The sequence below is a fragment of the Turicibacter sp. St.80E1 genome (assembly GCF_059728495.1).
In genome coordinates this window covers 1,821,537-1,847,287 of record NZ_AP039386.1, presented here as the reverse complement: position 1 = coordinate 1,847,287, position 25,751 = coordinate 1,821,537, and the positions used below count along the sequence as shown (strand labels likewise).

The 25,751-nt window shown below is 36.2% G+C and carries 22 protein-coding genes, 7 tRNA genes, 1 rRNA gene and 2 pseudogenes; 29 read left to right on the top strand and 3 right to left on the bottom strand.

Annotated elements, in window-relative coordinates; translation table 11 throughout:
- Window positions 1-9 precede the first annotated feature (9 nt).
- The 21 genes and pseudogenes from rrf to tnpA all read left to right on the top strand — a co-directional run bounded on the left by rrf (window position 10) and on the right by tnpA (window position 13,083).
- A 5S ribosomal RNA gene (gene rrf / locus AC6I0I_RS08905) occupies window positions 10-118 on the top strand.
- 12 nt (window positions 119-130) lie between these two features.
- Window positions 131-207: transfer RNA gene (locus tag AC6I0I_RS08900), tRNA-Asn, on the top strand.
- A 9-nt stretch (window positions 208-216) separates the two neighbouring features.
- Window positions 217-293, top strand: a tRNA-Glu gene (locus tag AC6I0I_RS08895).
- Window positions 294-307: 14 nt separating this feature from the next.
- Window positions 308-383 (top strand) — tRNA-Val (locus tag AC6I0I_RS08890).
- 6 nt (window positions 384-389) lie between these two features.
- Window positions 390-465, top strand: a tRNA-Thr gene (locus tag AC6I0I_RS08885).
- 5 nt (window positions 466-470) lie between these two features.
- Window positions 471-546: transfer RNA gene (locus tag AC6I0I_RS08880), tRNA-His, on the top strand.
- A gap of 21 nt (window positions 547-567) precedes the next feature.
- Window positions 568-641 (top strand) — tRNA-Cys (locus AC6I0I_RS08875).
- 15 nt (window positions 642-656) lie between these two features.
- Window positions 657-745 (top strand) — tRNA-Leu (locus tag AC6I0I_RS08870).
- Between the two features lie 81 nt (window positions 746-826).
- Window positions 827-1,612: a DUF1189 family protein gene (locus tag AC6I0I_RS08865; protein ID WP_262953788.1), complete on the top strand. Its 786-nt coding sequence runs from the start codon at window positions 827-829 to the stop codon at window positions 1,610-1,612.
- 101 nt (window positions 1,613-1,713) lie between these two features.
- Window positions 1,714-2,805, top strand: a complete 1,092-nt coding sequence (gene queG / locus AC6I0I_RS08860) for a tRNA epoxyqueuosine(34) reductase QueG (protein ID WP_262953787.1) — start codon at window positions 1,714-1,716, stop codon at window positions 2,803-2,805.
- Between the two features lie 120 nt (window positions 2,806-2,925).
- Complete coding sequence (locus AC6I0I_RS08855) at window positions 2,926-3,447, top strand: tRNA (cytidine(34)-2'-O)-methyltransferase (RefSeq protein ID WP_161832801.1); 522 nt, start codon at window positions 2,926-2,928, stop codon at window positions 3,445-3,447.
- Between the two features lie 132 nt (window positions 3,448-3,579).
- Complete coding sequence (locus AC6I0I_RS08850) at window positions 3,580-4,569, top strand: LacI family DNA-binding transcriptional regulator (RefSeq protein ID WP_161832802.1); 990 nt, start codon at window positions 3,580-3,582, stop codon at window positions 4,567-4,569.
- A gap of 288 nt (window positions 4,570-4,857) precedes the next feature.
- A complete protein-coding gene (locus AC6I0I_RS08845) occupies window positions 4,858-4,980 on the top strand; it encodes a PTS transporter subunit EIIB (protein WP_237658991.1) in 123 nt (40 codons plus the stop codon).
- Between the two features lie 15 nt (window positions 4,981-4,995).
- Window positions 4,996-5,187 (top strand): annotated as a pseudogene (locus AC6I0I_RS08840) (glucose PTS transporter subunit EIIB); the annotation flags it as partial.
- Window positions 5,188-6,231 carry a PTS transporter subunit EIIC gene (locus tag AC6I0I_RS08835; RefSeq protein ID WP_317453426.1) on the top strand — a complete coding sequence of 348 codons (1,044 nt, stop codon included), beginning with the start codon at window positions 5,188-5,190 and terminating at the stop codon, window positions 6,229-6,231.
- 199 nt (window positions 6,232-6,430) lie between these two features.
- A complete protein-coding gene (locus AC6I0I_RS08830) occupies window positions 6,431-7,399 on the top strand; it encodes a carbohydrate kinase family protein (protein ID WP_161832803.1) in 969 nt (322 codons plus the stop codon).
- An 18-nt stretch (window positions 7,400-7,417) separates the two neighbouring features.
- Window positions 7,418-8,848: a glycoside hydrolase family 32 protein gene (locus AC6I0I_RS08825; protein WP_262953786.1), complete on the top strand. Its 1,431-nt coding sequence runs from the start codon at window positions 7,418-7,420 to the stop codon at window positions 8,846-8,848.
- A gap of 488 nt (window positions 8,849-9,336) precedes the next feature.
- Complete coding sequence (locus AC6I0I_RS08820) at window positions 9,337-10,071, top strand: Fic family protein (protein ID WP_161832805.1); 735 nt, start codon at window positions 9,337-9,339, stop codon at window positions 10,069-10,071.
- 1,147 nt (window positions 10,072-11,218) lie between these two features.
- The gene (locus AC6I0I_RS08815) at window positions 11,219-12,103 is read left to right on the top strand and encodes a GIY-YIG nuclease family protein (protein ID WP_262953785.1); all 885 of its coding nucleotides are present in this window, start codon (window positions 11,219-11,221) and stop codon (window positions 12,101-12,103) included.
- A gap of 107 nt (window positions 12,104-12,210) precedes the next feature.
- Entirely contained in the window at window positions 12,211-12,477 is a 267-nt protein-coding gene (locus tag AC6I0I_RS08810; protein ID WP_262953784.1) for a hypothetical protein, read from the top strand.
- 163 nt (window positions 12,478-12,640) lie between these two features.
- A pseudogene (gene tnpA, locus AC6I0I_RS08805) lies at window positions 12,641-13,083 on the top strand (IS200/IS605 family transposase).
- A 147-nt stretch (window positions 13,084-13,230) separates the two neighbouring features.
- Here the strand turns inward: tnpA and AC6I0I_RS08800 are convergent.
- Window positions 13,231-13,458 carry a DUF3892 domain-containing protein gene (locus AC6I0I_RS08800; protein WP_161832788.1) on the bottom strand — a complete coding sequence of 76 codons (228 nt, stop codon included), beginning with the start codon at window positions 13,456-13,458 and terminating at the stop codon, window positions 13,231-13,233.
- Between the two features lie 221 nt (window positions 13,459-13,679).
- On the opposite strand from AC6I0I_RS08800, the gene AC6I0I_RS08795 reads away from it, so the two are divergent.
- From AC6I0I_RS08795 to AC6I0I_RS08770, 6 genes are all read left to right on the top strand, one after another.
- Window positions 13,680-15,401 (top strand): phospho-sugar mutase, encoded by a 1,722-nt coding sequence (locus AC6I0I_RS08795; protein WP_161832787.1) that lies wholly within the window; start codon window positions 13,680-13,682, stop codon window positions 15,399-15,401.
- 146 nt (window positions 15,402-15,547) lie between these two features.
- On the top strand, window positions 15,548-16,111 hold the full coding sequence (locus AC6I0I_RS08790) for a hypothetical protein (protein WP_161832786.1): 564 nt from the start codon (window positions 15,548-15,550) through the stop codon (window positions 16,109-16,111).
- Window positions 16,112-16,846: 735 nt separating this feature from the next.
- Window positions 16,847-17,851 (top strand): nucleoid-associated protein, encoded by a 1,005-nt coding sequence (locus AC6I0I_RS08785; protein WP_161832785.1) that lies wholly within the window; start codon window positions 16,847-16,849, stop codon window positions 17,849-17,851.
- A gap of 453 nt (window positions 17,852-18,304) precedes the next feature.
- Entirely contained in the window at window positions 18,305-18,748 is a 444-nt protein-coding gene (locus AC6I0I_RS08780; protein ID WP_262951054.1) for a hypothetical protein, read from the top strand.
- A 221-nt stretch (window positions 18,749-18,969) separates the two neighbouring features.
- Window positions 18,970-20,073: a Panacea domain-containing protein gene (locus AC6I0I_RS08775; RefSeq protein ID WP_161832783.1), complete on the top strand. Its 1,104-nt coding sequence runs from the start codon at window positions 18,970-18,972 to the stop codon at window positions 20,071-20,073.
- 228 nt (window positions 20,074-20,301) lie between these two features.
- Window positions 20,302-20,514 carry a hypothetical protein gene (locus AC6I0I_RS08770; protein ID WP_161832782.1) on the top strand — a complete coding sequence of 71 codons (213 nt, stop codon included), beginning with the start codon at window positions 20,302-20,304 and terminating at the stop codon, window positions 20,512-20,514.
- 109 nt (window positions 20,515-20,623) lie between these two features.
- Here AC6I0I_RS08770 and AC6I0I_RS08765 read toward each other — a convergent pair whose 3' ends face one another.
- Complete coding sequence (locus tag AC6I0I_RS08765; protein ID WP_262951056.1) at window positions 20,624-22,279, bottom strand: putative polysaccharide biosynthesis protein; 1,656 nt, start codon at window positions 22,277-22,279, stop codon at window positions 20,624-20,626.
- Between the two features lie 188 nt (window positions 22,280-22,467).
- Here AC6I0I_RS08765 and AC6I0I_RS08760 point away from each other — a divergent pair, with 188 nt between their 5' ends.
- Together AC6I0I_RS08760 and AC6I0I_RS08755 are read left to right on the top strand one after the other, a co-directional pair.
- A complete protein-coding gene (locus AC6I0I_RS08760; RefSeq protein WP_161832780.1) occupies window positions 22,468-23,541 on the top strand; it encodes a PAS domain-containing protein in 1,074 nt (357 codons plus the stop codon).
- 45 nt (window positions 23,542-23,586) lie between these two features.
- Window positions 23,587-24,666, top strand: coding sequence for a PAS domain-containing protein (locus tag AC6I0I_RS08755; RefSeq protein WP_262951058.1), 1,080 nt, complete (start codon window positions 23,587-23,589; stop codon window positions 24,664-24,666).
- A gap of 62 nt (window positions 24,667-24,728) precedes the next feature.
- Here AC6I0I_RS08755 and bsh read toward each other — a convergent pair whose 3' ends face one another.
- Window positions 24,729-25,718, bottom strand: a complete 990-nt coding sequence (gene bsh, locus AC6I0I_RS08750; protein ID WP_262951059.1) for a choloylglycine hydrolase — start codon at window positions 25,716-25,718, stop codon at window positions 24,729-24,731.
- Window positions 25,719-25,751 lie beyond the last annotated feature (33 nt).

The window sequence follows — 25,751 nt, the reverse complement described above, 5'->3', positions numbered from 1 at the left end:
GACAGAAGGTCTAGTGATAAGGGCAAGGAGGGCACACCTGTTCCCATACCGAACACAGAAGTTAAGCTCCTTAGCGCCGAGGGTAGTACGCAAGTGCGAGAGTAGGACGTCGCTAGGCCATAAATAAAAAGCCTCAATAGCTCAGTTGGTTAGAGCACTTGACTGTTAATCAAGGGGTCCTAGGTTCGAGTCCTAGTTGGGGCGCCATTAAAAAATGGCCCGTTGGTGAAGCGGTTTAACACACATGCCTTTCACGCATGCATACACGGGTTCGAATCCCGTACGGGTCACCATTAAAGATAAAAGTGGAGGATTAGCTCAGCTGGGAGAGCATCTGCCTTACAAGCAGAGGGTCGGCGGTTCGAGCCCGTCATCCTCCACCATAAATAGCCGGAATAGCTCAATTGGTAGAGCAACTGACTTGTAATCAGTAGGTTGCGGGTTCAAGTCCTGCTTCCGGCACCATAATGGCGATTGTGGCGAAGTGGTTAACGCATCGGATTGTGGCTCCGACATTCGTGGGTTCGATTCCCATCAGTCGCCCCAGATTTAATAAATAGAAAATTAGGCGCCATAGCCAAGTGGTAAGGCGTGGGACTGCAACTCCCTGATCATCGGTTCAAATCCGATTGGCGCCTCCAATTAGATAATAATGTGCCTGGGTGGCGGAACTGGTAGACGCACAGGACTTAAAATCCTGCGGGTGGTGACACCCGTGCCGGTTCGATTCCGGCCCTAGGCACCAATTTTATTTAAGTGAGTAGAATATACTCTTTTTTTTTGTTTAATAGAAAAAATACTTGTGATGTAAATGGGCGTGTATACAATGAAAAAATTAAAATGCATGTTAGAAACCAGCTATTCGATTGACGCAATATTTTATTTAAGAAAATCTTCGATACTTGTTAGCCTAGTGTTTTTAATTATATTATCAATAATGCAAATGACGCCTACAGCATTTGTTTTAATCGGTGATGCTCCGTATAGATGGGACTTAAATGTTTGGGATATTTCAGAATCTTCGCAACATTTATTAGAAGATAATTTACCGGATGATTGCGTGGTTAATAATTATAAACTTAGTTGTAAGCAATCTCTAGATATTGTGTTACAAAATGAGGTTAGGGTGGCCTTTAATTTACCGACTAGCACGGTTAGAAATGGGCTAATCTTTAATGAGGATCATTTTTTATTTGTAATAGATGATATGAATTATAAATTTGATTATTCAAAATTTGAGGGTGTTGACTTTTCAAATATAACTTATGATGAAATGTTTATGCGTGTAGCTTCAACTATTAAACCCATGTTTATGCCAGCTATGTTATTAGAGACGTATCAGTCAGGAATCTTATTGACATTCGGATTTGTTTTAATAGTCTCTGTCTTATTTATGTTATTAAGAATAGGGCGCCAATTGTTTTTAAGCTATAAAGAGGTGTTAAATCTTGTGATATATTCGTCAACATTTCCGGCGATTATGGCTTTAGTGATTGGGATGTTTAATGGAGCCTGGTCCATCATTATTTATAATATTGGAACTTTGATTGTATTATTTTTTGTTTACCGATCGAGAGTAGAGCCCTATTTATCGGGACAACGAGCAGGCTAAGCCTGCTTTTTTTATTCGTGAAAAGGTGCGACAATTTGGGGTGCAATGATTTTACTTGTGTTTCACTTAAAATCCTAGTAAAGTAAAAGGAAAGAAAGGTGATGGATTTGGAACAAAGGGAAATAATAAATAAATGTACGATACAAGAAGTTAATCATTTAAATTCTGATCACATCAAAGAGGAATTAATTCAATTTAGTAAAACCATTGGAATCAATGCTATTGGTTTCAGTACGGTAGAACCTTTCCTATTTTTAAAGAAGGAGTTAAGGAAAAGGGACGAGTTGGAATGGACATCTCATTTAACAAAAGGATCCATTGAAGATCGTACGAATCCTTTGTTGTCGATGGAGGATGCGAAATCGTTTATTTCAATTGCGATCACTTATCCTCGTAAGACTTGTTTGCCTAAGCAGGAAAAGGATGATCCGTTTGTACAATTTTCGAGGTCATCATGGGGGAATGATTATCATCAGATGGTTGATCATAAACTACACTTGCTAGAGGAATGGTTGAAGGAAAGAGTTTCGGGAATAAAGGTGATTAGGAGTGTGGACACGGGGGTTTTTAACGATCGTGCCATCGCATTACGTAGTGGAATAGGTTTTAGTGGAAAAAATAGTTCCATTATTCATCAAGAGTTTGGGAGCTATATTTATTTAGGGGAATTATTAGTGAATTACGAGTTTAGCCCTGATCGTAGTTTAGAGCGTCAGTGTGGGACATGTGATCGGTGTGTTCGTGCCTGTCCAACAAAGGCTATTCAACCGGATGGAAGCTTAAATGAAAAACGATGTCTTTCTTATGTGACGCAGGCAAAGGAGTACTTAAATCCTGAATTATATGAACGAATTAGTCAGAATATATACGGTTGTGATATTTGTCAAGAAGTTTGTCCATTTAATGCAGACGTCGATTCTCATCATCATCCTGAATTAGAGCCGACAGGTGTTGAATTTCCTAAAATTAAGGAGATTTTGACGATGACAAATAAGGAATTTAAATTAAAGTATGGTCACTTAGCCGGATCGTGGCGCGGCGTTACCGTGTTAAAACGAAACGCGATGTTTAACGCAGGTTTTTATAGATATAAAGAGGCTCTACCAGAAATTTTGAAAATTAGAGATGGACAAGGTCCCGATTGGCTAAGGGAAGCAGCTAAACAGGCGTATATAAGGTTAGAGAAAAGATAAGATTCTTTCAAAAAGTGAGTTTTTTTGTGTTAAAATATAAGGTAGATGGAATAGAGTTAGCACCCGTTTATTTTTGAAGACGGTGGTTGCACTATTTTAAAATCGTTGAGGTGATTAATTATGGCAATTCATTTAGTTCAATATAATCCTGAAATTCCTCAAAATACTGGGAATATTATGCGTACTTGTGCAGCAACGGATATTAAATTACACTTAATTAAACCAATGGGATTTTCATTGGATGAAAAAAGTATTAAGCGTTCGGGTGCAAACTATATAAATGAAGTAGACTATACGGTTTATGAAAACTGGGAAGATTTTGTTGAAAAAAACCGTGGCGGTAAATTTTGTTTTTGCACGCGTTATGGACAGAAAAATCACGCACAAATGGATTTTTCTAATCCTAAGGAAGATTACTATATTATTTTAGGTGCTGAAAGTAGTGGGATTCCGAAAGAAATCCTTCGACCTTATTTTGAAAATTGTTTCCGTGTTCCAATGACGAACAAGGTGCGTTCATTAAACGTCTCAAATGTGGCGGCCATTTTAGCATACGAAGCATTACGTCAACAAGAGTTTTTAGATTTATGGACGGTAGAACCATTCAAAGGAGCAGACTGGGTGCTGCGTGACGAAGAATAAACAACGATAAAAGGCGGGAGAATATGGGGTTATTCACCGCCTTTTATATGGGATGAGAACTCTGATATTGGCTGAAAAAGATTTTTTAAGGAAAAAACCGTTAGGATAGACGGAGATTGAGCAGGTGTTTTAATGAATATAATTGAAATTGCAAAGTTAGCAGGGGTCTCAAAATCAACCGTCTCAAGGTATTTAAATAGTGGGTATGTCAGTGAAGAGGCTGCTGAGAAAATAAAAGAAGTAATTGAGCAAACAGGGTTTGTCCCAAAACGCCAGGCCCAGGCGATGCGTTCTCAACGAACCAATTTAATAGGTGTGATTGTCCCTAAAATTAGTACTGAAACAGCCGCACGTGTGATTGAAGGTGTCACAAGTGAGTTGAGTCGAATGGGATATGAAGTGTTGATTGGAAATACTAATTTATCGATTGAAAAGGAGAAAAATTATTTAAAGGTTTTTAAAAATCAAGTAGATGGGATTATCTTTATGGCGACAGAAATAACATCTGAACATCGGAAACTTTTTGATCAGCTACGAATTCCTCTCGTTGTCATTGCCCAAAAAGTGAAAGATTATCCGTGTATTATTCATGATGATTATCATGCATCTAAAGATGCCATTCACTATTTAATTGACAAGGGACATCGCTCGATTGGGTTTATTGGTGTTGGAGAATATGATGTTGCAGTAGGAATTGATCGTAAAAAGGGTTATTTGGATGCATTAAAGAGTCAGAATCTTCATATTAATGAGGACTATATACAAATTGGTGATTTTAGTCCTGAAAGTGCATTTCAGTTAACGGAAAAGTTAATGTCTTTACCTAAACCACCAACGGCTATTTTTGCAGTGACGGATCATCTAGCTATTGGATGTATGGAGTATTTGAAGGAGCATGGGTATCAAATTCCTCAAGATGTAGCAGTTATGGGGTTGGGGGATAGTAAAATTTCGGCCTATATGACGCCTTCATTAACAACGATTCACTATCATTTTCAAACAATGGGGGCTCAAAGCGCCAGTCTGTTAATTGAACTTATTAAATCGGGTAAAGAAAGCTCAAAAAAAATTGAAAGCGATTTTGTTTTGAACTATAGACTTATGGAACGGGATAGTGTATAATAATCTTCGTAATGAAGGTTATTATTTTTTTATGCATTATGGGAACGTTCCCTCAAAGTGAGGGAGAAATGTTGAAAGGAACGATGATGTTCTTCATTTTTTTCACGGAGGTGGGAACGTTCCCCTATAAGAGGTTAACAGTTAATAAAGGTGATTAAATATTCATAGGAAATAATACCTGTATAATGAAAAGCAATTATTTGCATCATATATGAGGTTCTATGGAGGTTTCTATTATAAAAAGGTAGACTTCATAGAGGGAATAGTTAGATAGGAGGAGTCAGTCTTATGGCAAGTGCGAATTATGGTGAAGTAGCTAAAACAATTCTAGAGGCAGTTGGTGGAAAGGATAATTTAGCAAGTGCTGCGCATTGTGCGACGCGTTTACGTTTAGTTTTAAAGGATGAATAAAAAGTAAATAAATCTGAGATTGAAAAAATGGATATTGTGAAAGGGGTATTTTCTACGGCAGGACAGTTCCAGATTATCATTGGACAGGAAACGGTAAACCGTGTTTATGCGGAATTAGCGGCCCAAGCTGGAATTCAGGAGATGAGCACGGCTGATGTGAAAGATGCGGCAATGGAAAAATTAAACCCATTTCAACGATTTTGTCGAATGTTATCAAATATATTCGTTCCAATTATTCCTGCGATTGTCGCTGCCGGGTTACTAATGGGAATTTTAGGTGTTGTCGATAAAATTGGATTAAGCCACTTAAAAGAAGAATGGTGGTTTATGTTATTAGATATGTTTTCATCGGCGGCTTTTAACTTCTTACCGATTTTAATCGCTATTTCTGCGGCAAAACAATTCAAATGTAACCCATATTTAGCGGCAACAATTGGGGGAATTATGATTCACCCTGCTTTACAAAATGCATGGACATCAGGAACTGGTTATGAAACAGTTAATGTATTAGGGTTAATTGATATGCCTTTATTAGGGTATCAGGGAACTGTTTTACCTATTTTAATTGTGATTTTTGTTATGTCATATATCGAGAAGTACACACGTAAAATCGTTCCAAAGATGTTAGATATTTTAGTTACACCGTTAATTACTGTATTATTAACAGGGTTCTTGGCACTTGTTGTTATTGGTCCGCTTGCTAATACAGTAGGATCAGCCATTTCTACATTTTTCACTTATGCGTTAAATAATTTTGGAATTTTTGCGGGATTATTACTAGGTGGTTCGTATTCATCAATTGTTATTACAGGAATCCATCATAGTTTCCATGCAGTTGAGTTAGAGTTAATTGGGAATACGGGGTTTAATTCATTATTGCCAATTTGGTCAATGGCAAACGTTGCACAAGGTGGAGCGGCATTAGCTGTCTATTTTTTAACTAAAAATGCTAAAACAAAAGCCATCGCCTTACCATCTGCAATTAGTTGTTTATTCGGTGTTACGGAGGCAGCTATTTTTGGAGTGAATATGAAGTATGGTCGTCCATTCATTGGTGCTGCTATTGGAGGTGCTTTAGGTGGAGCGTATATTGTATTTTCTAAGGTTGTATTTACGGCGGTTGGTGTAACTGGTCTTCCAGCTTTAGCCATCGCTAAAACGGGAACAACAATGAATTATTTAATTGCAATGGGAGTTGCAGTTATAGGGGCATTCATTGCAACATGGATTCTTGGAATTAAAGAAGATTAGTTAAACGGAAAGCGAAAATGGGTAATGGAGTGAAGCTTTATTATTCATTTTTGCTTATACGGGATAAAGTTTATGATACAAACATTTTTATAGCATGACGCATTGAAAAAATGTAGTAAAGAATAGATTTTGAAGTTAGAAATTTTCAAGTATAAAGACGATTGTAAATTTAATCGCAAGTAAAGAGGAGAGTCGTATGGTGAAAAAAGTTATTTCAATTGGAGAAGCACTTATTGATTTTATTCCACAACAAAAAGGAGTAGCCCTTAAAGATGTAGAGGGATTTTTACGTGTTCCTGGTGGTGCCCCATTAAATGTTGCAGCAGCCGTTGCCAAATTGGGTGGAAAGGCTCAAATGTTAACAAAGTTAGGAGTCGATGGCTTTGGGGATGCAATTTTAGAAGAGGTTATGCCATTAGGGGTCGATGTTTCGCGTGTTAGTCGAACGAATCAGGCGAATACAGCACTAGCATTTGTCTCTCTAAAAGAAGATGGTGAGCGTGATTTTTCATTTTATCGTCATCCGAGTGCGGATATGTTATTAGGTGAAGAAGAAATTTGTGAAGAAGACTTTATGAATGGAGCAATCCTACACTTTTGTTCTGTTAGTTTAATTGATGCACCGATTAAGCAGGCTCATAAAAAGGCGATTGAATATGCCATAAAACATAATGGGATCATTAGTTTTGATCCAAATGTTCGTCTTCCCTTATGGGAATCACCTCAAGAGTGCCGACAGGCTATTTTAGAGTTCTTACCTTTAGCCCACATTGTTAAAGTGAGTGATGAGGAATTAGAATTTATTACTTCAATTAAAGATGAAGAAGAAGCATTAAAATCTTTATTTGTTGGAAATGTAGAGGTTGTCATTTATACAAAAGGAACGAATGGATCAGAGTTTATCACCAAGGGCCGTACGATTCATGTTCCGTCATTTAGAGTAAAAGTTGAGGATACAACAGGAGCTGGGGATTCATATATCGGATCATTCTTATACCAGGTTGCCCAAACGGTTGATACGCTAGAGGCATTCATCCAACTTGATGAGGAGAAGGTGATGGACATGATGACATTTAGTGCAGCCACTGCCGCATTAACAGTGTCTAAAAAGGGGGCTATTGCCGCGTTGCCTACAAAAGAAGCCGTTATTGAAATGATGAGTCGATAGGTTTAGGAGGAATAGAGGATGATGACAAAACAACAGTTTGTGAACCAAATTACTTTAGAAAAAGAAAGAAAATTACCGCATATTAATCAAGATAAATGGCGTAATAAATTTCATCTGATGGCCCCTATTGGGTGGATTAACGATCCAAATGGGTTATGTTATTTTAAGGGATTATATCATGTGTTTTATCAGTATTCACCATTAGACGCTAAAGGCGGATTAAAGTTTTGGGGACATTATACATCCCCAGATATGGTAAATTGGACTGAACATGAGATAGCATTATTCCCAGATATTTCAGAAGATATCGACGGTGTTTATTCAGGATCAGCGCTTGTTTATAACGATGAAATGTATTTATTTTATACAGGAAACGTTAAATACAAAGGAGACCATGATTACGTTTTAACAGGACGGGAGCAAAATGTCATTATGGTTAAATCAACAGATGGATTTAACTTTACAGAAAAGCAGGTTTTATTAACGAACCAAGATTATCCTCAAAATATGGGATTGCATGTCCGTGACCCTAAAGTATGGGAGGAAAATGGCATTTTCTACATGGTTTTAGGGGCACGTTCAATTGATGATAAAGGGTATGTCCTTTTATATAAATCATTAAATTTAACGGAGTGGGAACTTGTTAGTGTACCGGCTGGCGGATTAGATGAGATGGGATATATGTGGGAGTGCCCAGATATGTTTAAATTAGATGGCAAAAATGTCTTTATGTTCTCACCACAGGGAATGGAGGCTAAAGGGTTAAAGTATCATAATGTTTATCAAAGTGGTTATGCGATTGGGTCATTTAATGAATCAAAGCAACAATTATCATTAGGTAAATTTGACGAATTAGATCGTGGTTTTGATTTTTATGCTCCCCAAACATTTAAAAACCATGATGGTCGTGTCATAATGTATGGATGGGCTGGTGTCCCGGATGCGATTGAACATCGTAATCCGACAGTAGAAATAGGGTGGCAACATTGTTTAACATTGCCACGACAACTGGTCTTAAAGGGGGAAAAACTTTATCAATTCCCTGTTGAAGAGTTAAAAGCGATGCGCAAAGACGAGACGGTCATTCCCAACGTTCCATTAGGTGAAAAAAGAATCTTTGAATTATTTGACACTAATACGTATGAACTGGATTTAGCCTTTAAGGAGACGACATCTTTTGAACTGGCATTTCGTGAAGATTGTAGGTTAGCGTGGAAAGAAGGGATCTTTACGTTAACTTTAGGAGAGAGTGGTTATGGGCGCGATGAGCGTTCAGTTAAAATTGAATCCATTTCAAACCTCCACATTTACTCTGATCATTCAATTTTAGAAGTGTATTTGAATGGGGGGGAAGATGTGTTTACCTCACGTATTTATAACAAAGGTGTAGATCAAACGTTAGAATTGATGGGAACGGGAGAAGTAACGTTAACTAAATGGACGTTATAAAATGTATAATCCCTTAAAAGGGTAATTTTATCTCGATTATTGGAGAGGAATGAAGCTATTAAAAGAAATAGCTTCATTCTTTTTTATATAAACGAAAACCACCTGCTATGCGGGTGGTTCTTTAATGCCTTTAGCGAGGTATTAGAAGAAAAAAACTCCTTATGTCTAAAATAGAAAAGGTTTCCCGACCACTTTCAAATTGACATACCGGTCTCCTCCATTGCCAGATCTGTGAATGAAATGAACTCTTAGATATCCTCCGACAGTAGGGTATGGGCTTTCCGATTAGTATCCAAGTCCAGATATAAATCGAATACGATAGTGACTAGACCTTTATATGATGAATGCATAGTTACACTTATGCTATAATAGTCTTAGTATTGCTATTTAAAGTGATTAAGGTTAGAAAGAGATATTAGATCATTGAAATAAACGATTTTAACAATCTACAATAAAATAAATGAATTTATAAAGAGAGGAGAGTATTTATGGTTACGTTATTAGGTGAAAAGAAACAATTGTTAGATAGTAAGCGTCCTTTAAGTAGAGAAGTTCTAATGAATTTAAAGAAATATTTTGATGTTGAATTTACCTATAATTCAAATGCTATTGAAGGAAATACATTAACGATTACTGAAACAAAAGTAATCTTAGAAGACGGTCTAACAATAGGTGGTGGTAAAAGTTTAAGAGAACATCTTGAAGTTTTAAATCATAAAGAAGCTATTGATTATGTACAAGATGTGGTTAGTAAAGAGTTTGATTTATCAGAAAGAGTTATTCGGGATCTTCATCACATCATTTTAAAGAGCATTGATAATTCAAATGCTGGTGTTTATCGGAAAGCAAACGTATTAATCAGTGGTAGTATGCATCGACCACCAGAATATTTTCTTGTAGAAGATAAAATGAAGGAATTATTGGATTGGTATCATGAAAACAAAGAAACTATGCATCCTGTAAAATTAGCAGCATTATTTCATTTTAAATATGTTTATATCCATCCTTTTTTAGATGGTAATGGAAGAAGTGCACGCTTATTAATGAATTTAATCTTGCTAAGGAATGGATATCCACTAACCATTATTAGAAATAGTGATCGTGTAGATTATATGAGTGCATTAGAAAAAGCGAGTACGACCGGTAATACGGATGATTTTGTTGAATTTATTGCAAAAGCAGTAGATAGAAGCTTTGATACTTATTTATATTTAATTGGATAAAAAGCCCAGTTGAATATCATAAAGCGTTAAATCGAATGATTAGAATCGTAAATCTAATATAATGATCATTCTAGTGAATCATAAGGAAAGAAGCTAGCCATAAATAGTGATTAGCTTCTTTTTAATTCCATGTAGCTTGATTTAATTGTAGGGAGATTTTGTTAATTGACGTTTCATTGGTGAAGATTTCGAGGAATTGGGTTATATCAAAATAGCGAGTTCCTTGTGGAGTATCTTTAGTGTTTTTGGAAATTCACACAGGGTAAATTGTTTTAGTAAAAAGAATCGGTGAAGATCACTGCCTAAGTCTTTTTTTCAGTTTCTAAAGCTTCTTTGATAATATCAATTATATTTTTTTGGTTATGGTGTTAGATGCCCCCGTAAGGTATTAATGAAATCAAGTTCCTGTGAATCATGATTAAAATAGACCACAATGATACAACTACTTTCATCAATTCCTCGCAGCTTCTTTTGCTCCATATAGACTGATATATTTGTGTAATCGGTAATTACGTGTATGAGGTGTGTAGTATAGATTATATTTAAAGGTGATTGCATCAAACTTTCATGATATGGAACTAAATTAGTGTCACAATAGAATGCTTCAAAGTCATTAATGAGATCAATCATGGCCACTTCATAAGGATTAAGAACTTCTTTGAATTTCTTACCAATATCTATAAATGTTGTAAAGGCAAACTAAATCGAAGTTTTGTTTTAACCACGATTTTAGAATTTTCTTGTTTAACAACAGCATCAGGCATAATAATGGTCCCTTTTAAGTATTGAGAAAATTTCACCGTTTAAATAATACGTTAGTATTATTTGTTACTATATTCTCTTTTTGAGATTACCTTAGAAAATAATGAATTTCAGCCATATCTATACCCTTAAGTTTATAAGGTGAATTCATCATATCAAGGTATTTGACTTTAGTCTTATAAAAAAATTTTATTATATCAATAAAAGGAAGTACTTTGTTTAAATTATTATTTAGATTAAATAGGTGAGTCATGTACTAATATAATTTTTAGTAATGCAGTGTTAAGTTTTTTTCCGTGCATTGAGGTAACTATATTAAACGAAATATTTACGGTTAGCAACATTGAGTCATAAAATTTTAAAGGTGTTAAGGGAGTGAAAATAGATGAGTATTGCTTTGCAGATTTTGTTAAATGATGGAGAAATAGATGGAAAGAAAACAGTATATGTATCTAATCGTGATATTCGTTGCGAGTATGTTCCTAGAAAGAAAGTTTCAAGTTTTTCAAGTGATGAAGTAGCCGTTTATTTATTAATCGGAACAGATGATGAACAGAGGGAATTAATTTATGTAGGTGAAACTGAGGGGGCCTCAACACGCTTATGGGATCATCACAAACAAAAACGTTTTTGGGATTGTGCCTTTTTCTTTGTTAGTAATACACAACATTTAAATAAAGCAGATGTGAAGTTTTTAGAATCTAAGATTTATCAAACGATTAAAGAAGCGGGACGTTATCAGTTAATTAATGCGAGTATACCAAAAGAAAGTCATGTTCATGCGATTCGAAAAACTGAGCTATTGGATATCTTAAAAACAATTGAATTTATTTTGGGGGGAGCATTCAATTTTTTTCCGTTCAAAAAGATTGATATTGAAGAAGCTGTGTCAAGGACCCAAGCACAAATTAATGAGCTTAAGCAACAACTAGATGAATTAGAATTGTTTTATATAACACAAAAACAAGCATCTGCTAAAGGGTATTTATTAGGTGAAGGTAAAAAGTTTGTTGTCTTAAAGGGTTCGAAGACAGCGCCAATTGAAAAGGCAGCTAATACCTTTAAAAGCTTAAGTGCTGCAAATTACCTTAAAAAATTACAAAAACAAGGAATTATTGAACAAATCAATGGACAGTATGAATTCAAAGAAACTCATGTCTTTAACAGTCCATCTGGTGCATCGGATCTTATTTATCTTGGGGCAACAAATGGATGGAAAGAATGGAAAAATGAAGCGGGAGAATGCTTAGAAAAACTACGGGAGTACTAGTAAAAAAATTCTATCCACTTGAATATTAAGTGGATAGAATTTTTTTATATAAACGAAAACCACCTGCTATGCGGATGGTTATTTAAATTTTTTAGTGAGGTTTATCCATGAAGGATAATAATAGTTTAGCGCATCCGACATGGGATGGTAGATATCATATCTTGTTTGCCCCAGAAGACAGAAGGAAGATAATCTATGGAAAATATAGATATGGAAATAGAAAGTTTTGGTGTCGAGGGTATTATGTAAATACAGTAGGGAGAAGATTCAACAATATACGTGAACAATTAAGAGGGGACTACGTAGCAGATCAGTTAAGTTTATTTGAAGAATATGATCCGTTTACCGGACAAAAGAATTTGAAGAAAAAATAAGAGATTCTTTTAGGATCAGTGTGTAAAACTGATACAAAAGGGAAACCGTTCAGAGGGCCTTTGGCCCTGGCCAGCAATAGAGGCTTTTGCCCCCATAAAAAAATCACCTTTTTTCTATAATAGAGTTGTTCAAGCTACTATTTTAGAAGAGAAGGTGATTTTTATGGCGAATCAAACAAATAGTTTATCGCACACAAAATGGATGTGCAAATACCATATTGTGTTTACTCCTAAGTATAGACGAAAAATAATATAGAATCAATATAAAACAAGTATAAGAGATATTTTAAAACAACTTTGTGCCTATAAAGGAGTTGAAATTATTGAAGGGCATTTAATGCCAGATCATGTACATATGTTAGTAAGTATTCCACCTAAAATGAGTGTATCCAGTTTTATGGGATATTTGAAAGGAAAGAGTGTGCTGATGGTGTTTGATAAACATGCAAATTTGGAAATCGGCATTTTTGGGCAGAAGGATATTACGTAAATATGGTTGGCCTAAATGAGGCAACGATAAGGAAATATATTCGGGATTAGGAACAGCATGATATTGTGATGGATAAATTAAGTGTAAAAGAATATGAAGCCCTCTTTAAGGGGTAGCCAGTAGAACGAGCCCTCCTTTAGGGGTGAGCAAAGGTGGCAATGGCAATTAGCCCAAACAAAGTGAAAGCTAACGCCCCAGGACGCTAGCCGGTAATCAGGGCGTATAGCCCTGGAGAAAACTACTCGGTTGACGGGTAGTTTTTGTTAGAATGTTGGTAAATTTGAAAGATTATTTCCTTTATCACCATCGACAATTCCGCGAATATAGGTTCCTCCGCCTTTACCTTTAAAGGTTTGGGCATTGGCGATGAGCCCTTTGGCGCAAAGTTCTTTAGCTGTTTCATAGTCATATTCTTTTCCGGTATTCGATTTAAAGGCGATAAGATCGCCATCACTATTGTGACGAACGGCAACGAATGTTTCTTTTTCCATTGTTAACAGCCTCCTTTTCATTAGATAGTGTACCCGATATGTCTAAAATAAATCAGAGAGTTAAATTAAGTTTTAACAAATAATCAAGAAAAAAATGAAATAGGTAACCGGTGTCGGATAGATTATCCTTTTGTCAGTATTTTTTGATAAGCAATTGTTATTTTTAGTTTTCTAGTGTGATATAATAGGAATTAGATTTATTGAGATATGGAGGGTATTATATGTCGTTTGAAACAAAGTACCAACAATGGTTAGAGCAAGAGGGGTTAGAATCATATTTAAAAGAGCAATTAGAAAATATGAATGAAACAGAAAAAGAAGATGCATTTTATCGTAACTTAGAGTTCGGTACTGGGGGAATGCGAGGAGTTGTTGGTCCAGGAACAAATCGCATGAATGTTTATACAATTCGTAAAGCAAATGAAGGATTTGCTCAATATTTATTAAAAAATGTTGAAAATGCTAAAGAGCGCGGAATTGTAATTGCGTATGATTGCCGTCATTTCTCACCAGAATTTGCAATGGAATCAGCGAAAGTAATGGCAACTCACGGAATTAAAGCGTATGTTTTTGAATCATTACGTCCAACACCTGAGTTATCATTTGCCGTTCGTTATTTAAATGCAGCGGGTGGAATTGTTGTCACTGCATCACATAATCCACCTGAATATAATGGATACAAAATTTATGATGAAACAGGGTGCCAATTAGTTCCTGCGGAAGCTGACCAAGTGATTGAACTTGTTGATTCGATTGAGGATGTATTCAACATCTCTGTTAAATCGGAGGAAGAATTAAAAGAGGCTGGATTGATTCAAATCATTGGATCAGAGATTGATGATGTTTATACAGAACGTGTAAAAGCATTAGAGATTAATCCAGATTGCAACAAAAAGGATTTAAAAATTGTGTTCTCACCATTACATGGAACAGCGAATATTCCAGTACGTCGCGTGTTAACGGAGTGTGGATATGAGCAATTACATGTTGTTGAAGAGCAATGTGTGGCGGATCCAAACTTTACAACTGTTAAATCGCCAAACCCTGAGGAGGCATCTGCATTTGAAATGTCAATTGCATTAGGAAAAGAGATTGATGCCGATATTTTAATTGCAACTGATCCGGATGCAGACCGAGTAGGTTTAGCTGTTAAAAATCCAGAAGGGGAATATGTTTTATTAACTGGAAATCAAACAGGTGCTATTTTAATTCATTATATTTTATCTCAAAAGAAAGCACACGGAACATTACCAGCGAAAGGGAAAGTGTTCAATACGATTGTAACATCTGATATGGGGGCAACAATTGCTCGTTCGTATGGATTTGATGTGGTGTCAACGTTAACTGGATTCAAGTTTATCGGAGAGCAAGCGCGTTTAATCGAAAATACGGATTATGAGTATGTTTTCGGGTATGAGGAGTCTTATGGATATTTAATCGGTGACTTCGTTCGCGATAAGGATTCTGTTCAATCTGTATTAATGTGTGCAGAGGCAGCTGCTTATTATAAAGAACACGGAAAAACGTTATATGACGTATTAATGGAGTTATATGAAACATATGGTTTCTACCGCGAAGCGTTAGTCAATATTACGTTAAAAGGAAAAGAAGGGGCAGATAAAATTCAAGCCATTTTATCTGATTTCCGCGAGTTTACACCAGTAACAGTTGCAGGAAAAGAAGTCGTGTCTGTTGAGGATTACAAAGAAAGCGTTCATACAGACTTAACAAATGATTCAACATCGGTGATTGATTTACCGAAGTCAAATGTTTTAAAATACACGTTAGCAGACGGTTCTTGGTTTGTATTACGTCCATCTGGAACTGAGCCAAAGGCAAAGGTATACATCGGTGTTATTTCAGATGTATTAGAGAAAGCTGATGCTCAAGTCGCTAAAATTAAAGAAGACGTATTAGCGCGTGTAAATGAAATTATTGCTTAATTTATTTTAATTAATTGTCGCACACACTGACGTAAAAACTTCTATGATACATTTATCATAGAAGTTTTTTTTATGATAAGGAATTTAGCACATCAGTTAATTTTTGTGCATATAATGAAAGGACTACATACGAGGGGAGGGCTGTTATGAATGTGACAGTAGACCATCGTAATGTCGAAAATAAGACAGATTTAACTAAGTTAGTGACGGAAGAGGTAGCAGCATTTTGTTTAAAATGGAAACAGGGATTGGATCAGTTGTTGTGTAGCGACGTGGTATTAATTATTAATCGAAAACGATACGGCTATGAGGTAAAGTATCACTATTCAAGTGGGCCATGGAATTGGTTATTTCAATTAGAATTATATTATCCTAATAAGATGAGTGAAATGCGTCAGATAGCTTATATGAAGATTAATAAGTTTATGACATTGCCGATGGGGTGTGGATTTGGAAGGAAGGTGTTTGAACACCTGTTAGATTGTTCAACATCACTAAAAGAGTTAGATATGATTCGGTTGCGTTCTGTTCGAAGAGCCATAGGTTTTTGGGAACGTATGTCGTTTGTAAATACAAAGCAAGTTGATGGGGTGATCCAAGACGAGGTCTGTGTTAAGATTCCATCGACATTAACAGGATACGAATATGTTTATAGCCTCCGTCCGTGTGATTGTGAGGCCTGTCAACAGGCGAAAAAGCAGGGGAAATAGCCCCTGCTTTTTCTTTTAGCAGATAAACGTCAAATTTTGATTTAATTTTAGTCTTCATGTGTTGTATACTTGTAGTTATGCGATAAAGTTAAACGATATTCCACACGCCAGGTTTTTTTCGTGACAAGGGGCACAAATACGCGTTAATGAGTGTGAGAAGTTGTTTCCTACACGAATATGAAGGGTTTTGGAACAATGCCCTTTTTCTACAAGGCGAAACGGATTTCACCTTCGAAGGAACGATTACGTTTTCGTGATTGATATACTTATGGGCGCATATAGAGACGATAGAATGGGTTACAATCGTTATGTGGTGTATAAGTGACATGGAATGAGACCATTAGTTGTACATGCTACATCACATTGTTTGGAGGAAAGACGCTCCTAAAGCGATTGGATGCGCGTGAGGGTGCTACCTTATTCAACGAGGTAGGGACCTCCTTTTGAATGGAGTCAAGGTGATCATTTAGTCAACTTGTTGATTGTCAGTTCGAACAAGTGGGAGGCCCGGAGTTAAAAAATCGGGGATGAGGAGGAATCTTTCATTTGCAACGGATTGTCATTCTTGGGGGTAGCAAATTCTTCGAATGTGTAGGTGAACGGGGTGAAAGAGAAGGTGCCATGTATTGGACATCATCGGGATGAATTGAATAGCGACTAGTTATACGTTTGAACGGAAACGTTAATTATTCGTTTAGAAGATATCGTTTGTTTAATGATTAAGGAGGTTTTGAGATGGCGGTTAATGTGAAGAGTTGTTATTTATTTTTACTGGATAATGTTCATCAGATGTTTATGCCGACGGATCGTCCGTTAGATGAGACGGTGGATGGGGCGTATCATTTTTTGGAAAAGAATATTGAAAAGTGTGTCAAAAATGCAGCGGGACGTCCGGCTGTTTTTCGTGAGGATAGTGAGGTGCGACAGTTATTTTTAGAGTACCGTAATCGTACGATTCCATTTCTTGAATTTGCGAATCATGTGGCGGCAAAGCGCTATGATTTTAAGGAGCGTTATGAGATTTTAACGGCGAGCGATTTATTCTTATGTGAGATTGAAATGGCCGAGGTAGAGTATGTTGTTGGACTTGAGTTAACGTGTAAAGAGGGGATGGTTCATCATGTGAATCAAAGTGAGACGGGAATTCAAAATAATCTATTGGTTCATCAGTCTATTATACCGATTGCAAGTTTAAAAAGTGCTAACTTTTTTATGATTGATTTAGATAAAATGACGTTGACTATTCTTGAGGGGATGACGTCAACGGAAGACGATGATACGCACCTTTATGCTGATAAAATCTTGGAGTGTAAAACGGAAATTTCAGTTAAAGAAGCAGTTAAAAAGGCCCGACATGTGGCAGCAGAGGTTATTGAACATCATGAATTAGATAAACTTGAAATGGTACCGGCTTTTGAACGGGTAATTAAGGAAACGATTAATGAAGGAAAAGATATCGATATGAAGGAGATTGCCGAGGAGGTCTTTTATCAGGCTCCCGAGGCTAAAATGGCATATGTTGCAGAAATAGAAAATCAAGGGATTGAAAAACCAGTTCAAAATACAAATTGGGTAAAGATGCCGCTTAAGAAGACACAGAAATTAAAAACTGATACAGGAATTGAAATCACTATCCCGCTGGATTATTATAATAATAAAGATTATATTGAGGTATTAAATATGCCAGATGGACGTCTAGCCATTCAAATAAAAAACATTGGGAATATTGAAAACAAATAGGAAAAAGAAGGCCGTAGCCTTCTTTTTTTTATGATTAAAAGGTTGATCGTTGTATCACATAGGGGATGTTCCCCTAAGCTTTTTCAACAAATTTTAAAAATTAATGTATCTTTTTGTCGAATAAAACAGAATAAAGTGTAACATTTTATCGAAAAATGTATCATTTTATTAACGAGGAAGGGGAGAGTTATTTTTTAAGGAAGGGTAAAAAGTTGCATGTTGGAAGTTCCGAGGGGGGGGTGTAGCCGATCCCAATTTTTAATTTGGCGACTTGCTATTGAGGGGGCGATTAGTTTTATCTCAGAGGAGGAGATTAATTGTTGTGTGGTGAAGGGGAGATTGGAGGATTATATAAGGCGAATCTTGTTATAGAGCGGGAGGTAGAGCTCACTTTTTAGGAAATTTGGCGTATAAATATAAGAGGGGGGAATCTAAAGAGAAGAGGTCTTAGATGTGGAGATGGTGCTAGAAGTTATTTTGCGTGTTTTGTTAATCGGGTATTATTTAATGATGGCAGTGTTTGTCATCAGGCAAATCAGAATCAGATTTTTAGCTGATGAACAGTATGCTCTTTATGCCAATTATGTAAATGATCAGAATCGAAAGCGCTATGGGTGTCAGGTGAATTATTATAAAGCATTAGTGAGAGGTACACTGGTGCAATTGGGTGCAATCCTACTTGGGATGGCACTGATAGATTACGCTTGGTTTACGTGGATGAGCATCGTTGCTATAGTGTGCACGGTGCTAGAACCTTTATTCGTCATGGTTTCGTTTCCAAAGTTGGTTGATTTTAAATATAGGACGTGGTTGTTATTATACTTAAAACGATTGATAGGCATTGTTTTAGACGGTTATATAATATTTGCACTCGCTGTGGTATGTTTTATTTATTAAAGGGAATAGATAAAAGTGCGGAGATTTCATAAGGAGATGACCGCACTTTTATGCTGTGATACGCATTTTTTAGCAAAATTTAAAATAAAAATGATACATTTTATTGAGAAAAGTGTATCATTTTTGTATAATAAAACCATAACATTTGTTAATTAAAAATGTATCATTTTAACGCACAATTCATCAAGTTATGATCGTGTTTTTTTAGAGGAGATTGAGTTATGAGTGTGTTTTGTATGAAATGTCAATGTGAGGTGGGATATCGGGTTGTTGAGGAAATAGGGAAAACAATTATAAAGGGTTATGATGTCAACTATAAAAAAAAGAGCGCCATCTGTGAAAGATGCGCGCAACCCGTTTTTGTTGAGCAGATTCATGATGAGAATAAGGAACAGTCAAAAAAGAGTTATCAAGAGCTAGTTTCGCGAGAAGCCATCGACATTATTACGTCAATTATGGAACGCTATAATATTGGTAAACGCCCATTGTCTTTAATATTAGATTGGGGCGAGTTGACGATTACTCGCTATTTAAAAGGAATGGCTCCCAAAAAAGAGTATTTGGATACGCTTAAGTTAATTAACGAGAAGCCATCGGCATTTGCCCAGATATTAAATCAGAATCAGGAAAAAATTACTCGTAAGGCCTATGAGAAATGTTTAAAAAAAATCACCGATTTAACGACTACCGATGAGCAACTAATAGATGAAGATGTTACGCCAACAGTGAGTATGGATGATTCAGTTCAAGAGACGGAATCGTTTTGGGAAGATTCCTCTTCAATAGTACCGATGTTGGAGGATAACGATCAACAACAGGGGGATAAAGCACAAGATAAAATTTATCATGTCGTGCAATATATCCTAGGTGTCAGTGAGGATGTGACTCCGCATGCTCTTCAAAAAATACTTTATTATGCGCAAGCCTTTTTCAAGGTGTTTTATGGGTATCATTTATTTGAGGATGATTGTGAGGCATGGGCTCAGGGGCCTGTTTATCCTAATATTTATTATCAACTAAAGGATTCTTATGATCATCCATTAATGAAAAATAGTTGTTCGTTAGATGATAAGGAACAATTTTTTATTGACTTAATTATGCGATACTTTGGTTGTTATAGTGGAAAATCACTTGAACGAATGACTCACTGTGAGAAACCGTGGCGAGATGCCCGATCTGGCATGATGTCGGTTCAGGTAGAGGGGCGCGTGATTGAAAAATCATCGATTGAGAAGTACTTTATGGATGTTTACAAAAAGTATAATATGTTGAGTATGACGGATATTATTGATTATTCAACGTCACTATTTAGTCGAATTTTATAGCGATTATGTCGAAATAAAGCGCGATAAGGAGAAAAGCTTGAACCTGAGCGACAAAAGACGACAAAAGGTGATGATAAAGTGTTTATAATGTACAAATCCGCCTATAAAAGCGTTTAAATTTTATAATTTTCGTTAAAAATAGGCTAAAATATGACAAAAGATATTATTTTATGTACGGCTTTATGTTATAATGATATCACTTAAAATTAAGGGAAAGTAGTGAGATTTATGGTCCTCCAAGTTTATGAAATGACAAATCAAGCAATTACAGGCTATAAGTTGTACGACGAGGGCGTACAGGTCGCTACGTTAGAGCAGCGATCAAATCAGTGGATTGCTGGAATTTTTTATAATTTCAAAATAAAAACAATGACAACAGATAATTTTCAATCGGCTTACCATTGGATTGAGTCAACCTTACAAGAGAGCAAGTCTGCTTAACTAGTGACGCACACCGTAAGGTACAATTTAATGATAATCGGGATAAGCTATATATAAGGATGATTTTCTGTCGACTATCGATTTCATCCTTTTTTTATGCCCTTTATCTTTAACGAGCTACCTTCGTTTTATTGCTTTTTATATTTTTACGAACTGTTTTACTTAAAAGCATGAAAAGATAATAAGTTGCAAAGTAGATAATTGCTCCTAGTAATGCACAGCTCCCTAATTCAATCAGCGCTTGAATTTTTTGGCCGAGTGACAGTGTCTTTAGAAGGTGCTTCAAATAGGAAACGGCAATTCCCATGACTAAACTTGAGCATAAAATGGGAAAGCAGTCGCAAAGTATTTGATTAAATTGAAGAAGGGAATGCTTCTTAATTTGAAGGAGGCTTAAAATAATCCAACTCAGATAAGCTAGGATGGTAGAGTAAATAAAGCCGTTTATTCCGAATAAGGGAACGAAGAGGAAATTACTAATATATTTAATGATGAGGGAAAATACTAAGTAATAGATTCCTTTTCGTTGAAGGTTTAATCCTTGTAAAATAGAGCAAATAATGCTGTAAAGTGCATAAAAAATTCCGAGCCACGCACCGATAGCAAAAAGGTTTCCACCGAGTTGATTAATTGATTTTGTTGAAGGATAAAGAAGAAGATAAACATCATCTGCAAGAAGGCTAATTCCAATTACGGCGGGAAGTGTAATGACTAAGGTGAGCCGAAGTGCTAAGCGGATGGTTCGTCCAACCGCCCGATTCTTTTTTTGTTGATGATAGTTTGTGAGCTCAGGTACAAGAGGTTGGCCAAAGGCCAATGCAAAAGAAACGGGAATCATAATCATTTTTGCGAGTTCGGTTATATACATTCCATAATAGACTTTTTGAGTTTTGACGGCTAAACCAGATTTAGTTAATAGCTGGTGGAAGTGTAGGGTATCAATATTTTGATAAAGTGAGGTCGCTAACCCGAGTAGAGCAAAGGGAATCGAACATCCTAAAATCTCGATGAATAGTCTACTAGGTTTCCGTTTGGGATGAGGCGGACATTCGGCGAGCTTTTGATCATAACCTGGGACCTCCCAATACCAAAAATATAAGAGTACGATTAAAGAAGCAATCCCAGCTAAAAAAGCGGCGAATACAGAGATAGAGACTGCTTCTTGGTAACTATGATGTTGGACTTTAATAATAAAGAAGGATCCCCCGAGGATGATAAGTATTCTTACGATCTGCTCAACAAGTTGTGAAATAGAAGTCGGTGCCATGTTTCTATTTCCTTGGAAGAAGCCGCGGATAATAGACATAACGGGAATGACAGTTAATGCGATACTACAAACCTGAATCATATGTATAATGTCTGGTCCATCGTTAAGGAGCGCCTCTTGCTCTGCCTTTGTTTTTAAAAGGGAGGCGGCATTGTTTAAAATGTGATGAACGTAAATCGGGGCTAGGTGATACATAGCTAGAAATCCTAGAAAACCGAAGATAATCATTCCAATGACACTGTATTTAAAAGCTCGTCTAGCGGTGTCATATTCATGTTGGGCTTGATATTTAGAAACAAACTTTGCCATTCCAACAGGAATGCCAAGTGTCGATAAGCTAATAAAAAGACTGTAAATCGTATAGGCATAACTATAAAGGGTTTGTCCTTGACTGCCTACAAGTGCCTTAAATGGGATCACATAAATAATTCCAAGAATTTTAGTGAGAAACATACTAAGGCTTAGAATCATTGCTCCTTTAAGAAAACGTTGGTTCATTCTTGCTTCTCTCCCTCCGTGAATGAATCTTAATCCTAAAATTATTATGACGATTTTTACCAAGTATAAACGGGAGAGTATAAAATACTAAAAAAGAATTTTTTTAGAGGGGAACTCAAGTGAACAGGAGATTTGGAATGGGGAAATAAAATCCCAGTCTTTAATCCATTAGAAAAGGAGGAATAGTAATGGTCAATCCCTATCAACTTTATGAATTTTTATCGCACGCGTTGCTCGTTGTCTCTCCTGACGGAAGGTGTGACTATCTAAATCGGGAGGCAAAGCGACTTTTACCGACGATTCATGATTTTAGTCAATTAACTTTCGATGAGATTATTGGTCACTTCGGCTTTTCGGCGGATCGCGAACATCTAACGAAATTAATTGCCATTACGTTTCACACACAACAAAGAAAAGAGTTAACATTAAAGGATAGAAATGGACAGTTCGCCACGGTTAATACCATTCCATTAGAGGGGGCTGTTTTAGTCGAGTTCGGAGTTAATACGCAATTAAGTCGTTGGCGTGATATTTTTAAGTTTGTCGTTGAAGATTCTGAGGATATGATTTTTTATAAGGGGAAAGATTTAACGTATGAGTATGTGAATAAGGCGTATACGGATTACTATAATCTTTCACCTCGAGAAATTTTATCGAGTAGTGATGTAGACCTCGTGAATATGGGGGTTTTATCTCCTGTCCTTCAATATCAATGTCAACAAAGTGATGAAGAGGCGTTGAAAAACGGATGCTTTTCTGGAATTGAAGTTTGTGGTGATCGGTATTACCAGGCGGTTAAACGTCGAATAAATGACGGGGTATTTTGTATCTCGCGTGATATTACTGAAGATATTCGCCTTCGTCAAGAAACAGAGAGGGATCTAGTCACGGGCTTACAAAATGAACAATCACTCGCAAAAGTGATAAAGTCGCTATCAAAAGAAAAAGAGCATCATTTTATCGTGATTTATCTTGAAAATTTGGGTCAAATAAGTAAAAGTAAAGGAATTACTTATTCCCGCCAGTGTATTCAACAAGTGTCCCATTTTGTAAGGGAATACTCAGAACTTTTATTCTTTTATGTTGAGGGGATTGGTTTTATAGGATTATTTGATAAAATGCCTAAAAATCCAGATCACTTTTATCATCACTTTATGGAGAAACTTCATCAACAACATGTCCCATCTCAATTAGAAATATCAGTGATGTTGAAATCAACTCAATCAGATCCTGAGTTTTTTCAATTTATAAAAAAACATTAACTCGTATAGTTAGGATGTAATATTTGATAGTAAGGAGATTACACGATGACCACCAACCACCTATTTGAACATCTCTCAACCCCTATGATCCTCATTGATTTAAGTGGTAAAATACAAGCTTTAAACAAGCAAGCCAGAGAACTTTTAAATGATGTTGATTTAGCGATATCAACGGATTTATTCGCCCTTTTGGAAAAAGAAGGTTTTAAATGTCAACCCGACGCCTTTCAACCGTTATTAACACGTGTTCAGTGTGGTGAAAATCAGAAGTTGAGTATTGAACGCAGAAATGGTCAATGTTTTACACTCCATTTCATTTCAAATGAGTCATCGATTATCGTGGAAATATTACAAGAAAACGCCGATTCATTAAAAATGAAATTATTTGATTATATGATTGATAGAATTCCAACAAAGATGATCTTTTATAAAGATCAACAAAATATTTATCGCTACGCTAACCTTGCCTATGTCAAATCATTTCATCTGACCCATCAAGATGAACTGATCGGGTTGACAGATGAGGATCTCTTCAATAGAAAAATTATTTCTCCTATTGTTTACTATCAATGTATTCGTGGAGATGAAGAAGCTCATAGTGAGGGAGAGTATTTAGAGGTCGAATACATTGAGGGTGCTTATTATCAAATTTTCAAGAAAAAAGTGGGCGATGGTATATTTGGGATCGTCAAAGATGTAACAGAAGAAATTATCGGGAAGCAAGAGGCGGAATGTGATGTTATCACCATGCTTCAAAATCGGAAGGCTTTATTAAAGGTATTAAATGCGGTCCCGAAGGATACAGAATATTATGCGATTGGAATTTTACTTGATAATTTAGGTGAAGTAGCAAGGCATAAAGGGGTTGAATATGCTCATCAATGTTTGGGGCAAGTCTCGTATTTTGTTAAAGAGTATCAAGAAATTTTATTTTTCTATTTAGAAGGAATTGGATTTATTGGGCTATTAGATAAAATAAAAGGTGATTTAGAACAATTTAGACAATCCATTGAGGCTGATATTTCAAAACAAAACTTCCCAACGGATTTAAAATTGTCGACAATTGCCATAAAAGTAGATCAGGATTCGGCCAAGAAGTTTCCCTTACCCAATAGGCACAAGTAATGGCATGAACCAATTTTTCAAAAAAAACATCATCTCATAAACGAGATGATGTTTTTTTTGCGTTAATTTTGATAACAAATATCTTGTTTTCCTAGGTAAGGGAACGTTGTAATGTGGTCAGCATTCATTGTATCAGGTGTTAATTTAACCGCGTTGATTCGACGGTTATAGTAATCTGTGTAGTAATAAGTTTGAGATTCTTGACACATGGCTGATTTATAAACGGTAAAGTTCATGGATCCATCGGGGTCAATTTCAGATCCTTTCATCACCGTAACTTCTGATAGAACATTAAAGAAGGCTGTAACCCCACTTATTTCATCGTCGGCTCCAACAACGGCATCACGGAAAAAGACGGTGCGGACAAATCTTGCAGCGGGAGAACCGTCTCCTGGAATTCCGCACATGCCAAGTCCATGACCAAATGGTTTAACGAGTAGATTCCCCATTTCTTCTGGTTGTGGAGTTTTACAAGAAAGGGTTACATATTGGCTTAAATTTGTTAATTGCCAGTCGAAGGTTGGGTCGTTTGTTAGAACACCGACTGGATTATCGTGGATATGCATTCCGTCTTCCATATATTCAATAACAATACTTTCACCTGTTTTATCTGTAAAAATCCAATGTAATCCCGCAACTGGTAAATCCGGTTTGAAGGGAATACTTGTTAAGATAACAGAGGGTAAGGTCTCTTTTAACTCGCTTAAAGATGAAAACGTACTCAGCACCCAATAGACGAAATCAGAAGCTGATAAAGAGATTTTATCTTTTACAGCAGTTGAAGAGAATTTTGCGAAGTGTGTGAAATTTAATCCTCCACCAGCTAATCCCTTTTCATTAACCCCGTCAAAGAGAAGAGGGTGATTGTCAATGACGATTCCCATGGCTATGCAAGCGTATTTAGAGGTGATTGTTTCTTGGGTCGCAACGTTTAGCCACTTAAAATTCCTTGGAACAATTTGAACGGCCTGGTTATAAGAAGCAGGAACATCAAGGTTTCGTCCAAAAAGATGTTTTCCATCCTTTGTAGATAAGCATAATCCTGTGCACATTTTATTTTCCTCCTTAAGATATATAATAACCTT